We start from the raw sequence: 13734 nt of genomic DNA on the forward strand, positions 1-13734 counted from the left end.
AACTACAGTCCACGACGCGGCCACCGCGTCCTCTTCGAGATCCAACACACCTTGAAGTCGATCACGCGGTGGCCGCCTTCATGACAACGACACGCCGCAAGGTCACACACTGCGGCTGCCGTACTAGTCAACCACCACGTCGTCGAGTGTACCTCGCCGCCAGCGGCGCCACGCTGTCACCGGCTGGCCTGTGCCGCTGCGGCTCCAGCCGCCAGAGGACAGGTGACAAAAGGTACCAGCAGATCAATGTCAGTTGACGCCATCAGAAAATGATGGCTCGGCGGCCTCGGAACGGTGATGTCAACGGCCGCGCGAGCCACTGTCAGGCAGCCGGGTGCAGGCTGGCCGGGCCGCCACCGGTCTCCGTGGTGACAGGGCCCCGGTGGGGGTGGTGACCGGCGGTCTCGGGGGGCGATACCCGCCGGTCACCCAGAGCCAAGCCCCAGCGCGCGAGGTGCGGAGGAAAGGCTCCGCAGATAGGATGGCTCGCGCCTGATCGGTGTAAATAGAGGCAAACGGCCCCCCGTCGCGGCGCAGCGTGGGGATGGTCGAAATTGCCGGCCCAGGCCAGGGCCCCCGGAGCGACAGGCAGGTGGTCGTCGTCGGCGAAACCGGGCCGGTCGCTCAACGGCCATGGCGAGTCCGGTGACGACGCCCTCCTCGTAGCCGGGCTGGCACCACCCTCCGATTTAAGGGTCCGATTCCGGCTGACCAGCAGCGCACTGCCCTTGCTGCCCGTTGGTTTTGAACGTGCGGTCTCTGGCGAGGATCACCGGTCGGAGTTCAGGCGAGTCCGGTCGACGAGGGGGAGGGATCGACCGGACTCGCGGCCGGCGCTTTGCCGGGAGGTTGCCTTTCGGGCGAGAGGTCAAAAGGATTGAATTCCTCGACGTCCGCCGGGAGGCGAGGACGCGGTGTGTTTGCGAGTTCGAGTCGGGTGACCGTTGCGGTGCGGGCGATGACGTGATCGTGGATGGCGGTGGCGATTCCGGCTGGTGGCAGCACTTTCTGGACCTGGCCGGTGGCGATCGCCGCGGCGGGCATCGAGAAGTAGGCGCTGCTGGCCTCGTCTTGGGCGATGACGGTGCCGCCGCGGTGGGTGACGGCGCGGACACCGAGCTGGCCGTCGGTGCCGGCGCCGGTGAGGACGACGGCCACCGCGCGCGTCCCGCATGCTATAGCGAGTGTGGTCAGCAGCAGGTCCGCTGACGGGCGCGGCCGGTGCGGGCCGGTGTCGAGGAGCCCGACGTGGGTCGGTGAGGTGATCATCAGGTGCCGACCCGGTGGCGCGACCAGGACCACGCCGGGCGTCAGCTGGGCGCCGTCCTCGGCTGCTCGGACGGTCAGGTCGGTGTGCTGGTCGAGCAGGAAGACCAGTCGGCTGGGACGATCAGCGGGTTGATGGCACGCGACCAGGAGGGCGGCGGACAGGCCGCGGGGGAGCGGGGCGAGGACATGGGTGAGTGCGGCGAGCCCGCCGGCGGAGGTCACGAGGGCGACGACAGGATGCCGCGGGCCGGTCGAGGCGGCGTTCGCGGGCTGGTCTGGAGTTGTGTTGTCCATCAGCCGCCTTCTGCCGTCCGGGCTGCAGCGTGTGGCTGGCGGTGCCCGGGTCTCGGGGCCGGGCGCCACCTGCCGACGCAGAGCCATGTTGTCACGGCGGGGTGCCGGGCTCGGTCGTCGACAGGAGATCGGTCCTGTCGGCGCGGCGTCCGGTTGGACGCTGCGCCTGTCGGTTATTCACCGAGAATGCCGGATCGAACAGGGGGCTCACGTGTAGCCGGGGTGGGGTCAGCGGGGCGGTCGGCCGCCGCCCGGGTGAGCGACGGCCGGTTCGAGTTCCCTGTCGGCGAGGGCGCGAGCGACCTCGCTCAGGCGGGTGTTGTTGGCGCGGGCGTAGTTGCGCAGGGTCGTAAAGGCGTCGGCCATGCTGAGCCTGCCGGTTACGGCCAGGACGCCCTTGGCCTGTTCGATGATCACTCGGCTGTTCAACGCTGTCTGCAGCTGCTCGGACAGCGTTTCGCCGCGGCGGATGGCGCGTTCCTGCAGAATGCTGATCGTCGCCGTGTCGGCGAGGCCCTGGGCCAGGTCCACGTCGTCGGCCGACAGCTCGCCCGGCACTTCGCCGAACAGGTGCAGCGCGCCGATCGTCTGCCGGCGCAGCCGCATGGGCAGCGCGTGGACCGAGGCGAACCCCTGGCGGGCGGCCGCGGCGGCGAACCGGGGCCACCGGGCGGACTGGGCGGCGATGTCGGCGACCAGCACGCGGGCTCGCCGGTGTAGCAGTCCACGCCCGGGCCCTCGTCGATGCCGAGCTGGCACAGCTCGAGCAGGCGGGCCTGTTCGGTGGAGGAGGCAAGGACCTGCAGGCCGCCCTGCTCGTCGGCCAGGGTCAGGCCGGCCGCGCCAGCATCGCCATCGCCTGACGCGGGTTCGTCTCGAACTCGCTGCATCCCCGCCGTCACTAAGCCCTCCTTCAGGAATCCGGGCGTCGTCCACGACCAGTGCGCCATCCGGCTCACGGGGATGCTCGACCACGTAGTCCCGCAGGTCATCGCGGAGACCGTCGAAGCGCCAATCGGCCCATCGCAACAGCCGCTGCATCCATCTGGGGATACCTCGGCGGCCTGCTCGGCCAGTGTCCAGATGTTCTGCACTCCCAGCTCGCGGCCCGCCTGGACACGTACTCCCGCGCCCGGGTCCTGCGGCTCCGACCACGCGAGCCGGCCCGCGATCCGCTCATGCAACCGGCCCAGCTGACCCAGCACCCACGTCGACATCTACAACGATGATCCATCCCAACACGGCTGACTGCCGTCGCGGTACCAGCCGTCCGATCTAGCGTTTCGCGAGCGGGTTCGGCGAATCCATGGTGATTGCGGCCGGGGTAGAGGCGCAGATCCCAGGCGGAGGCGATTGTGAGAAGAATCCCCTAGCTGCTCTGGACTGGTGGCCTTGTCCGAGTTAAGTTATAGGGTCCTTGTGACACGCCCTTTGTGGCCGGAACCACGTAGTCCAGGGCCGGAGAGGCTGGGCCGCAGGGAGAGGATTGCTCAAGGTGGATGACGCCGAGTGGCAGCTCTTGTCGGACATCGCTCGTCGCTTCTATATCGAGGATGTGTCGAAGACAGAGCTGGCCGAGACGTTTTCCATGTCTCGGTTCCGAGTTGCGCGCCTGCTCCAACAGGCGCGTGAAGAGGGCGTCGTCACGATCGAGATCAATGAGCGGGACGCCGACCGGGCAGCGCTTTCCGAGGACCTCGCCGCTCATCTGCGTCTGCAGGAGTGCATCGTCGTCAAGGCTGGTGACACCGAGGACGACAACCGCCGCAGGCTCGCCCGAGCCGCAGCCGCCCACATCAAGAGCCGCGTCCGCGACGGAGATGTCGTCGGGTTTTCGTGGGGACGTACCCTCCTCGCCGTCGCCGAACGTCTGACCGACCTGGCGCCGTGCACCGTCGTCCAGTTGACGGGCACCGTCGGCAAGGATTTTGCGCGATCCCCTGTGGAGGTCATCCGCCGGATCGCCGATCAGTCTAGCGTCGAGGCCGTGCCGATCTACGCGCCGCTGTTCGCGACATCGGAGGCCGCGGCCCGATCCCTGCGCTCCGATCAGGTGATCAAGTCAGCCCTCAGCCTGTATGCCGACCTCGGGGTTGCCGTCCTCTCGGTGGGCTCGTGGGAACCGCCGATCACCGAACTTCCCGCGATCCTGACGTCCGCGGATCGTCAGGAACTGTCGTTCAAGCAGGCCAAAGCCGAGATGGCGGGCATCTTTCTCCGCGAAGATGGCACGGCGATCGACGCCAAGGCCACCAGGCGGAGGATCTCGGTGTCGGTGTCAGAGCTGGCCGGCACCCCGTGTGTCCTGGCCGTCGCGGGCTCGGTGGAGAAGGCCGGGGCCATCGCCGCGGCAGCCCGATCCGGCCTGATTACGTCGCTGATCACCGACGACCGCACTGCAGTCGCCCTGCGCAGGCTGCCCGCCGTCGAGTCCCACGTGTTGGACCGTCGATCCCGGTAGTCCCTGGGGCAAGCTGAACTGAACCGGAGCGGCGTTCGCCGAACTCGCCGGTCTGACCAGCCCACGGCAGTACAGCCGGCGTGGGCCGGATTTGCTGTTCGTTTCCCCAGAACGTCGGTGGCGGCCTCTTGACGGCGCGTTCAGGAGTTGTACCCTGTGCCTCACTCATATGAGCAGGCCTTGCTCATATGATCGCACGGGGAAGTGGGCGATGACAGAGACCAACGGACTCCCGAGTCGAACCGCCATTGGCACCCGGGTCACAGTGGACGGTGTCGACGTCGATGCGTTGTGCGACAACCACTTGCTCGATGATGTCCTCGTACCACTGATCGAAGAACTGGCGTCACGGTCGGTGGGAATCCGTACCTTCCTGTTCTTGGTGGCTCCTCCGGGAACGGGGAAGTCCACCTTGACCGCCCTGCTATTGGACCGCGCGCGGCACCTGGACTTCGACGCCGTCGGGATCGACGGTTTCCATTACCCCCAAGCCCATCTCGACACCCACTGGTTGGACACGAGTTCCGGACCGGTATGCCTCAACGCCATCAAGGGGGCACCGGAGACCTTTGACGTCGTGAACCTCGAGCGCCACCTTCGGGCTCCCGGTACCCGTGAGGTGTCCTGGCCCGTCTACGACCGGATCCGGCACGACGTCGTCGAGAAGGCCAAACCGGTCCGGGCGGGACTCGTCCTGGTCGAGGGCAACTGGCTGCTCCTGGATCGACCCGGCTGGTCCGGGCTGTCAAAGTACTCCGTCTACAACATCTTCATCGACGCAGAACCAGATCTGCTTCGCGACCGGCTGATCGCCCGCAAGGTACGGGGTGGGCTGGATCCCTTGTCGGCGACGGACTTCTACGAGCGCAGCGACCTGCGCAACATCCAGAGCGTCCTTGAAGACACCGACCGCAGCAAAGTCGACCTCTTCCTCCGCCTCAACATAGACGGATCGATCGATCGAGGAGAAGCACGGTGACAACAAACGACATTGCGGCAGGCGCGCCACGCGCCGGCCTTCGTGCTCGGGTCGGAGCCTTCGGGGGCTTCCTGACCGCCATGGTGATCCCCAACGTCGGGGCTTTCATCGCCTGGGGATTCCTCACGGCGCTGTTCATCCCGACGGGATGGCTGTCCAACGCGGACCTCGCCTCGGTGGTCAAACCGATGATCACCTACATGCTCCCCCTGCTACTGGCCTACACCGGTGGCCGCCTGGTCCACGGCCAGCGCGGTGGCGTCGCCGGAATGCTCGGCACCATCGGGCTCATCGTCGGCGCGGACATCCCGATGTTCCTCGGTGCCATGGTGATGGGCCCGCTCGGGGCGTGGCTCATCAAGAAGATCGACCGGGCGCTGGAAGGCAAGATCAAGTCCGGCTTCGAAATGGTTGTCAACAACTTCACTCTGGGATTCCTCGGCCTGGGCCTGATCACAGCCTCCTACTGGGGCATCGGTCCGATCATCACGGCCATCAACCAGGGGATGCTGCGGGCCATCCACGTGCTGGTGGACACCGGGGTGCTGCCACTGTTGTCGCTGCTCAACGAACCCGCCAAAGTGTTGTTCCTCAACAACGTCATCGACCAGGGCCTGTACTACCCGCTCGGACTCCAGGACGCCGCCCAGGCGGGGAAATCCATCTTCTTCACCGTCGCGTCGAACCCGGGTCCGGGCCTCGGGCTGCTCGTCGCCTTCTGGCTGTTCGGCCACTCGAAGGTCATCAGGAACACCACCCCGGGTGCGATCATCATCCACTTCCTGGGCGGCATCCACGAGATCTACTTCCCTTACGTGCTGATGAAGCCGCTCACCATCATCGGGATGATCGCCGGGGGAATGGCGGGCATCGCCACCTTCAGCGCGTTCGACGTCGGGCTGGTCGCGGGCCCGAGCCCGGGCTCGATCTTCTCCTACCTCGCGCTCACCCCGCCGGGCAATCACCTCGGCATCATCTCCGGTGTCCTGGTCGCGGCAGTAGTCAGCTTTCTCGTGACCTCACTGATCTTGAAAATGACCAAGAAGTCCGATGCCGTTGACGAATTCGGCCTGCAGGAGTTCACCGATCGATCACGTGAAATGAAGGCGGAAGGCAAGGCGGTCCTGGAGAATGCCCTCGCCGGCACGCCCGCCGCACCCGAGGCGACGAGCCTGGATCTGGTGCGCAAGGTTGTGTTCGCCTGCGACGCAGGCATGGGGAGCAGCGTAATGGGAGCCAGTTCTTTCAAGAAAAAGCTCACTTCGTCTGGCCGGGAAGACGTGGAAGTGGTTCACAGCGCCATCGAAAGCATCTCCGAGGACGCTGACGTGGTGGTGGTGCACAAGAACTTGGCCGACCGCGTCCGCCGAGCACGCCCCAACGTGCGAGTCGTAACGATCAATAACTACCTCGGCGACCCGGCCCTGGACGACCTTCGGGCCGCCCTCACGACGAGCGAGGTCAACAATGCGGGCTAACGCCGCACGCATCCACGGCCGGGGCAAAGTCGCTGTCAGCGAGCTGGAACTCCCGGACATCGGACCCGACGAGTTGCTGCTGAGGGTCGTCAGCAGCAGCATGTGCCTCTCGACATACAAGGCGCTGTCCCTGGGCGAAGAGCACAAACGGGTGCCCGACGACATCGAGGCCACACCAGTCATGACCGGGCACGAGTTCGCGGGCACGCTGGAAGAGGTCGGCCACGAATTGTCCGACCGGTTCACCGCGGGGCAGAGCGTCGCGATCCTGCCGACCATGGGCCTGCCCAGCGGCTACTCACCGGGCTACAGCTACCCATACTTCGGCGGCGACACGACGTACTGCGTAGTGCCCAGGATCGCCATCGACAAGGGGTGCGTGCTGCCCTACGACGGCGGCTACTACGCGAACGCCTCCCTGGCCGAGCCGATGTCATGCATCATCGGCGCCTTTCGCTCCAGCTACCACACGGAGCCGCTAGTGCGGGAACACAAGATGGGGATCAAACCAGGCGGATCGCTCGCGTTGCTCGGCTCCGGGGGCGCCATGGGGATCGGGGCGATCGACTACGCACTCCACGGCCCGGTCCGACCTCGTCTGGTCGTGGCCGTGGATGTCAGCACCGAGCGACTGCAACGCCTGCGCGCGCTGTTCCCGCCGGAAGACGCGGCCGCTCACGGTACGCAGCTGGTGTACCTCAACGCAGCGGACATCGACGCCCGCGCCCCTCTGCAGAATCTGGTCGACAACAAAGGCTTCGACGACGTCGTGGTCTTCGCGGCCGTTCGCCAGCTCGTGGAGACGGGCGACGCCATCCTGGGGCGGGACGGCTGCCTGAACTTCTTCGCGGGGCCCACGGACAGGTCCTTCGCCGCCGGCCTGAATCTCTACAACGTCCACTACGAGAGCACCCACGCTGTGGGGACGTCCGGCGGCTCTCGCGCCGACATGGAGGAGTCACTGTGGCTGTCCGCCTCGGGATCGCTCAATCCGTCACGAATGGTTACCCACGTCGGCGGGCTGAGCGCGGTACCCGACGCACTGATGGGACTCCCGTCGTTCACCGGCGGGAAGATCCTGATCTATCCACACATCGAGATGGAACTGACCGCGATCACCGAATTCTTCCCTCGAGCCGCGATCGATTCCAGGTTCGCGACACTGGCTGAGCTCTGCGCCGGACAGGACAACATCTGGAACCAGGCAGCGGAGGAGTATGTTCTGACGGCTTTCGGCTAAGGGCTGTCTCGTAACTGGCGTTGTGGTTGGTGGGGCTGGTTTGCGTCAGTCGGTGAGGATGATGTTGTGCAGGTTCGCGATTCCGGAGACGGTGTCGGCCAGAATGCTTGCCGCACGGCGGTAGTCTCGGAGGATCTTGAAGTTCTTCATCCGGGACAGCACGTGCTCGACCCAGGCTCGGACCTTGCGGTGGGTGGCGTTGAGGTCGTCCTTCCACTCGGGCAGATCGGCGCCGTCGCGGGGTTTGCGGTAGGGCATGACGACTTCCGGGTTGCCCTGGTAGCTGCCATCGGCCATCACCGGCCGGTCGGCGAGTTGCTCGGCGATGCCGGAGTCGCGGTTGACGGTGCAGTCGTTGCGGCTGCCCGGCTGCGGGTCGCCGGTGGCGATGACCAGCCGGGTTTCGGCGTCGATCGCGACCTGCACGTTGGTCGAGTAGCGGTAGTTCTTCGACGGTGTCGCCAGCCGATGATCCCGGGTCGGGACCAGGGTGCCGTCGACGATCGCGACCGCATCCACCCGGCGTTTGCGGACCGGGGCCAGGGCCAGCAGCGGGCCGATCGTGTCGATCACCCGATGCGCTGCGGAATGCGACACCCCGAACAACGGCCCGATCTGGCGCATCGTCAGATTCGTCCACCAATAGGTCGCGACCAGCAACACCCGATCTGCCAGCGGCAACGCCCACTGCCGGCCCGGGCGACCGTCTGTGATCTCGTCGCCTCCTCGCTTCGTGACCAGCCGCGCGAGCTTGCGGAACTGGCCCGGCTCCAGCCCGGTGAACGGGGCAATCCACTCCGGCCGCGACGCTGTGATCACCTGCACCACACCAACATGATCGACTACCGGCCCCGCTGGCCCGGCACCGGGTTACGAGACATCCCTTAGGGCGTAGGTCGTGGTGGTTGAGCCGAGTGAATGCCGGGCAGGCTTGGGCGGTGATTGATGCCATTCTGCGGAAGTTGCACGCCGCTGCGCGTTGATCATCGAAGACGACCCGTCGGTGACATCGAGTGGGGTATAGCTATGGATAGTTTACGGACGTCACCTTGAACCCATTCGAATGCGTCTACGAAGACTTCGTCCCCGATGCTGCCGGAATTTCGCCCATGGAGTATGCCGTGTATGAATCGTCCTCGGACCTCCTCGGGCCCCGACGGGCCAACCGCCAGAAGTCATCTGGAACCAGACACAATGGCCGCTACCGGCTGAACCTCGAATTCGAAAGAGTGACTCGCCGGCTACATCGGCCTCGACGTCAGCGCCACGCGGAAATCCTGCTGCGCGCGCGAGTCGGACTGTCCCGGCTGCCGGATCTAGGGAGGTTTCCCGACGAAGTCGCCACGTCGCGAATACCTGAGCTGACCGCACTGGTCGCCGCCGTGGCCGAGGCGCGGCGGTGCGCAAGGCGGCGGTCGCTCACCAGGGTACTCCTACAAGAAGCACAACTTTGGCTCTGCGTCTGGCTGACCGAGTGGCACGCCCGTCACCTTCCGACGCCACAGATACTACTGCTCTACGCGCAGATGAAACGGCACTTGAGTAGGACTGCTGCCCGCTTGGCGGTTGTGGCTGAAATGGAGCTGCAGAATCGAGGTTATCCGCGCTGGCCTTCGAAGGAGCAGTGGCATGGAAGATGTTGTGCCGACGCCGTCCTCTTCGCTGGACGCGTGCTTGAATCTCCTCGATCAACGTCTGCTGATCATCCGACAACAGTTGAAGTCGACACATGCTGCGGCATCTCAGCAACGCGTCTTTGCTTTGTCGGACACGTCCCAGCATTTCAGGCGAGAATACAGGTCTCGCCGGCATCCTCTTCACGAGGTTCTTAATGCAATCGGCAGCCGAGCGGCGGTCCGCCAGTCGACCTCGGACGGCATCTGAGTCACCTCGTGAAAGTGTGCAGCGCTGGCAGGAGAACGCTGTCTACCGTTCGGATGATGTCGGCCTCGACTACCTGGAGGCCCTCGGCGGCGATCCGGTGATAGGCGATCGCGGGAAAGACCTCGGCGAGCAGGTCGATGTCGACCTCTGGTGACAGGACTCCGCGCGCGACCGCGCGGGAGAGCACCTGCACGAACAAGCTGCTGTAGGGCGCACCGAGCGCTTCCTGTGATGCATCGCGCAGCTCGGCATCGTGCCGGGACGCGGCGAGCACGCTGGCCAGCACCTTTGCGTTACGGCCGTCCGCTGTGATGTAGGCGCGGCCACAGGCCAGCAGGTCTTCGCGGAGGTCTCCGGTGTCGGGGACGTCGGGCGCGGTGAACAGGGCGGCAGCCGCGGCGACGACGAGGGCGGTCTTGCTGGTCCAGCGCCGGTAGATCGTGGCCTTGCTGGCGCCGCATCGCCGCGCGACGGCGTCCATGGTCAGCCGTTCGAAGCCGTCCTCGATGAGGAGGTCCTGCGTCGTCCGCAACAGTTCCTCGTCGATCGCGGGGTCCTTGGGACGGCCGGGGGCCCGGGGAGTTGAGGTCATAGCTCATCCTAACTCAAAACTGGACAGGCTCGTATCGATACTGTACGGTACCGTATTAATAAGACACGAGGTCAGCCCGTCCGGAACAGGAAAGTTGAACGATCGCCATGACCACCACAGTGCTTCTCGCCGGATCGACCGGGGTGCTCGGCACCCGGATCGCCCACCACCTGCTCGCACAGTCCGACATCGCCCTGAGGCTGCTGCTGCGCGCCTCCGCCCGCAACGACCCCGCCAAGGCCGAGGCCATCGACGCCCTCGTCGCGAAGGGGGCGGTAGTGGTCGTGGGCGACGTGACCGACCCCGCCTCCCTGAACCTGGCGACCGCGGGCACGGATGTCATCGTCTCCGCCCTGCAGGGCGGCACGGAGATCATCGTGGACGGTCAGATCGCGCTCGCCGAATCGGCCGTGCGCAACGGAGCCCGACGATTTCTGCCCTCGGACTTTGCCATCGACCTGTTCGCGGCACCGGAAGGCGCACCGCAGTTCGACATCCGCAAGCGCGCAGCGAATGTCATCGACGCAATGCCGCTGCAGGTGGTCCACGTCCTCAACGGCGGGTTCATGGACATGATGCTCGACCCCCGCGCCGCCGGCATCATCGACCTGAACGCCGGCACCGTGTCGCTGTGGGGCACCGGTGACGAGCCTTTCAACCTCACCACCGTCGAAGACACCGCGCGGTTTACCGCGAAGATCGCCACCGACCCCGCAGAAATCTCCGGCGTGCACTACGTCTCCGGCGCCGAGACGACCTTCAACGCGATCATCGACGAAACCGAGCACCTCGCCGGCACGACCCTGACCCGCAACGTCGTCGGCGACGCCGACGACCTGCGCCGCATCACCGCCGACGCGGAAGACCCGTGGTCGGTGATTCAGGAGTGGTATTTGCTGAGCATGCTCACGGTGCCCCCATTTCCGGCCACCGATAACGAGCGCTACCCCGACGTTCGCCCCACCGGGCTGCACGACTACCTCGTCGCTGCGCACCGCGGCCTGCCGCAGTCATGAACCGCGTCGTTCCCATTCTCATCTCTGCCTGATCCGAAGGAGCAACCCTGATGATCACCGACGGTCCGACGGCCACGTCGTTCCTGATGACCCGTGAGGACGCCCCTCGCTTCTGGCTGGTCGACTCGCTCTGGTCGGTCCTCGCCTCCGCCGATACCACCGGAGGGGCCTTGACCGTGCTCGAGCAGCTGATGCCCGCTCGCAGCGGACCGCCTCCGCACGTCCATGAACGGCTGCACGAGTACTTCTACCTCCTCGACGGCGAGATCCGGTTCCAGCTCGGCACCGAAATCCAGACAGCCAAGACCGGTGCCGTGGTGTCGGTCCCGCCCAATACCGTGCACGGCTTCGCGGTCGTCTCCGACACCGCGCGGGTGCTCAACCTTTACACCCCCGGCGGCTTCACCGAACAGATCAGCTACCTCGGCGCCCCCGCCACCGAGCTGCGGCTTCCGCTTCCGGAGGAGCAGCCACCCGCCTCGGCGGACCGCCAGAGTGCCTATTTCAGCCGGTCGGCGGAACTGAACACCCAGCGCTGGCTCGGTCCCGACGAAGCCGACGACCTGCTCGCCGACCAGCGCGACGCACCCGAGATTCGATAGTTCACCATGAGAGGCGACTCGACATGACCACTCCGCCTGACGGGCTGCTGACCTTGCTTCAGCGGCCCAGCCCATGCTTCATCGCCACCACGATGCCCGACGGATCGCCGCACCTCACTCAAACCTGGGTTGACACCGACGGCGACCACATCGTGATCAGCACCGTCCAGGGCTACCGCAAGATGAAGAACATCGAACATGACCCTCGGGTCGCCGTCAGCGTGCTCGACCCCGACGACCCTTCCCGCTACTTCGCCGTACGCGGACACGTCCTCGGCGTCACCACTGTCGGAGCCGCCGAGCACATCGAGACTCTCGCCCGCCGCTATCTCGGTGGCCCCTACCCCTGGTACGGCGGCCGTGATCAGGTCCGTGCGAAGCTCATCATCAGCGTGGACAAGATCGTCCATACCCTTGAGTGGTGAGATCCTCGCGCGGTACGACCATGCTGCGCCCCGGTTCGCGGCCAGTTCGACCTCGTCGCAGGGCCAGCCGTAGACCGAGGAGTCCCAGGCCCCAACAGCACCGCTATAAGTCTGCGCTACACCTGAACTAGCGTCGTCAGTAGGACCAGCGGCGCGTCAAGATCAGCGACGCCCGTGGACGCGACGCATGTCTTGAGGAATAGACCCGCGATGTGTGCTGGTTCTTCCTGATTACCGGGGCCACCGCCATGAATGATCCAAATGACCACTATCCCAACTTCATCCCCGAGTCACTCGGGGACGTCGTGCTCCGAATCTGGCTCGCTTACCGAGAATGCCGAGGACAGTGATGTCACAGTCCACGCTGTTGCGCTCGACCCGCCGCGTCGTAGGCAAAGCAATGATCTCCGCGGTAGCCGTTTTCGCGCCGTTGGGCGGGATGGCTGCCGACTGGAACGAAACACACGTCAAGAACCCCAACTGGCCTCCGCACGCCAAGTTCCCCAATGGTCAGACGCTCGCGTTCGCCTTCGAACTCGCCGGCCTGAGCCTCTGGCAGCTCTGGCGGCCGAGCACCCGACCACGATCGGCGCTGCGCTGGGGCACCCTCTTCGCCAGCCTGTATTGGGCCGCTCAGGCGCCGGCGATCCTGCTCCCCGGGGCGGCATTGACCGACCCGGAGTTCTCGGGCCAGGAACGACGCGTCGCCGGTATCCCCGCCAATCAGCTCACGATGCAAGCGGTCGTGTTGTGGCCATTGCTCGCCGCGGGATACGCACTCGCTGCGGACCGCGCGACCGACCGCTGATCATCAGGTCTCGCCGCTTCGCCGGGAGTAGCTAAACCGTTCGTTCGCCCGGGGAACTGTCGGAATTCTGATCTTGTAGTGGGTGCGGACGCTCTATCAACGGGTGCACAGGTTAGCCGAGTGTGCGCAGAGCCGCGATGCATCCAGGGAGTGGCGGACGCTGACCCGGTTTGGTGGAGCCCGGTCGCCTCAGCCAGACGTTACTTTTGACTGGCCGTTGGGCGCGGGCGAAGGCGAGACAGAATGGGTCAGCGCTCAGCGCACGGCTCTACTCATCGCACCTCGAACGGCGGGGCCCGCTGGAGCCGTGCGGGCGGCCGGCTCGGCTTTGTCACGCCACGGCACGGGTCGGCATCGAGTCGGCGACCCAAGTGGAACGGCGGGAAGCCCGGTCACGGCGTGGGGCGGGACTACTCACGAGCAGGTCCTTCCCGCAGAGCGGGTGGCCGAAACCTTGATGAAGGTCAGCGCGGTCGAGGACCCGTGGGAGATGCGGATCCTCGGGCCGCGGCTGTCGCCGAGCCGTTTGTGTAGCTCGCTGAAGCGGTAGGTGCGCTCGCCTAAGCAGGTTGCCAGAAGTTGTGTCCGTAACTCGCCGAAGTTGATGTCTCCACAACATGAAGAGCCTCGTCAGGTTGGATTGGGTTACCACACTCAACACGACCCGACGAGGCCTTCACCAGTAT

General features: G+C 65.7%; 13 protein-coding genes. 9 read left to right on the top strand and 4 right to left on the bottom strand.

The window, feature by feature from the left end:
• Nucleotides 1-783: 783 nt before the first annotated feature.
• Together ACLJQZ_RS47835 and ACLJQZ_RS47840 are read right to left on the bottom strand one after the other, a co-directional pair.
• Nucleotides 784-1491: a chemotaxis protein CheB gene (locus ACLJQZ_RS47835; RefSeq protein ID WP_410628318.1), complete on the bottom strand. Its 708-nt coding sequence runs from the start codon at nt 1489-1491 to the stop codon at nt 784-786.
• Between the two features lie 300 nt (nt 1492-1791).
• Nucleotides 1792-2604, bottom strand: a complete 813-nt coding sequence (locus ACLJQZ_RS47840; RefSeq protein ID WP_410628320.1) for an ANTAR domain-containing protein — start codon at nt 2602-2604, stop codon at nt 1792-1794.
• Nucleotides 2605-3058: 454 nt separating this feature from the next.
• Between ACLJQZ_RS47840 and ACLJQZ_RS47845 the strand changes: the two genes are divergently transcribed.
• The 4 genes from ACLJQZ_RS47845 (at nt 3059) to ACLJQZ_RS47860 (ending at nt 7721) form a co-directional block, all read left to right on the top strand.
• A complete protein-coding gene (locus ACLJQZ_RS47845) occupies nt 3059-4024 on the top strand; it encodes a sugar-binding transcriptional regulator (RefSeq protein ID WP_410628321.1) in 966 nt (321 codons plus the stop codon).
• A gap of 211 nt (nt 4025-4235) precedes the next feature.
• Nucleotides 4236-5003 (top strand): hypothetical protein, encoded by a 768-nt coding sequence (locus ACLJQZ_RS47850; RefSeq protein WP_410628322.1) that lies wholly within the window; start codon nt 4236-4238, stop codon nt 5001-5003.
• Complete coding sequence (locus ACLJQZ_RS47855) at nt 5000-6481, top strand: PTS mannitol transporter subunit IICB (RefSeq protein WP_410628323.1); 1482 nt, start codon at nt 5000-5002, stop codon at nt 6479-6481. The genes ACLJQZ_RS47850 and ACLJQZ_RS47855 overlap by 4 nt, the downstream gene beginning before the upstream one ends.
• Nucleotides 6471-7721, top strand: a complete 1251-nt coding sequence (locus ACLJQZ_RS47860; RefSeq protein WP_410628325.1) for an alcohol dehydrogenase catalytic domain-containing protein — start codon at nt 6471-6473, stop codon at nt 7719-7721. The genes ACLJQZ_RS47855 and ACLJQZ_RS47860 overlap by 11 nt, the downstream gene beginning before the upstream one ends.
• A 45-nt stretch (nt 7722-7766) precedes the next feature.
• On the opposite strand, the gene ACLJQZ_RS47865 is transcribed toward ACLJQZ_RS47860, so the two are convergent.
• Nucleotides 7767-8546, bottom strand: coding sequence for a transposase family protein (locus ACLJQZ_RS47865; RefSeq protein ID WP_410628337.1), 780 nt, complete (start codon nt 8544-8546; stop codon nt 7767-7769).
• Nucleotides 8547-9350: 804 nt separating this feature from the next.
• On the opposite strand from ACLJQZ_RS47865, the gene ACLJQZ_RS47870 reads away from it, so the two are divergent.
• Nucleotides 9351-9605 carry a hypothetical protein gene (locus ACLJQZ_RS47870; RefSeq protein ID WP_410628326.1) on the top strand — a complete coding sequence of 85 codons (255 nt, stop codon included), beginning with the start codon at nt 9351-9353 and terminating at the stop codon, nt 9603-9605.
• A 1-nt stretch (nt 9606) separates the two neighbouring features.
• On the opposite strand, the gene ACLJQZ_RS47875 is transcribed toward ACLJQZ_RS47870, so the two are convergent.
• Complete coding sequence (locus ACLJQZ_RS47875) at nt 9607-10197, bottom strand: TetR/AcrR family transcriptional regulator (protein WP_410628328.1); 591 nt, start codon at nt 10195-10197, stop codon at nt 9607-9609.
• A gap of 107 nt (nt 10198-10304) precedes the next feature.
• Between ACLJQZ_RS47875 and ACLJQZ_RS47880 the strand changes: the two genes are divergently transcribed.
• From ACLJQZ_RS47880 to ACLJQZ_RS47895, 4 genes are all read left to right on the top strand, one after another.
• Nucleotides 10305-11213 carry an NmrA family NAD(P)-binding protein gene (locus tag ACLJQZ_RS47880; protein WP_410628330.1) on the top strand — a complete coding sequence of 303 codons (909 nt, stop codon included), beginning with the start codon at nt 10305-10307 and terminating at the stop codon, nt 11211-11213.
• Nucleotides 11214-11263: 50 nt separating this feature from the next.
• Nucleotides 11264-11815, top strand: a complete 552-nt coding sequence (locus ACLJQZ_RS47885) for a quercetin 2,3-dioxygenase (protein ID WP_410628332.1) — start codon at nt 11264-11266, stop codon at nt 11813-11815.
• Between the two features lie 23 nt (nt 11816-11838).
• A complete protein-coding gene (locus ACLJQZ_RS47890; protein WP_410628333.1) occupies nt 11839-12240 on the top strand; it encodes a TIGR03618 family F420-dependent PPOX class oxidoreductase in 402 nt (133 codons plus the stop codon).
• 349 nt (nt 12241-12589) lie between these two features.
• Entirely contained in the window at nt 12590-13048 is a 459-nt protein-coding gene (locus ACLJQZ_RS47895; protein WP_410628335.1) for a DUF6640 family protein, read from the top strand.
• Nucleotides 13049-13734: the final 686 nt, after the last annotated feature.

The organism is Amycolatopsis sp. cmx-8-4 (assembly GCF_046548675.1).
Taxonomy (GTDB): domain Bacteria; phylum Actinomycetota; class Actinomycetes; order Mycobacteriales; family Pseudonocardiaceae; genus Amycolatopsis.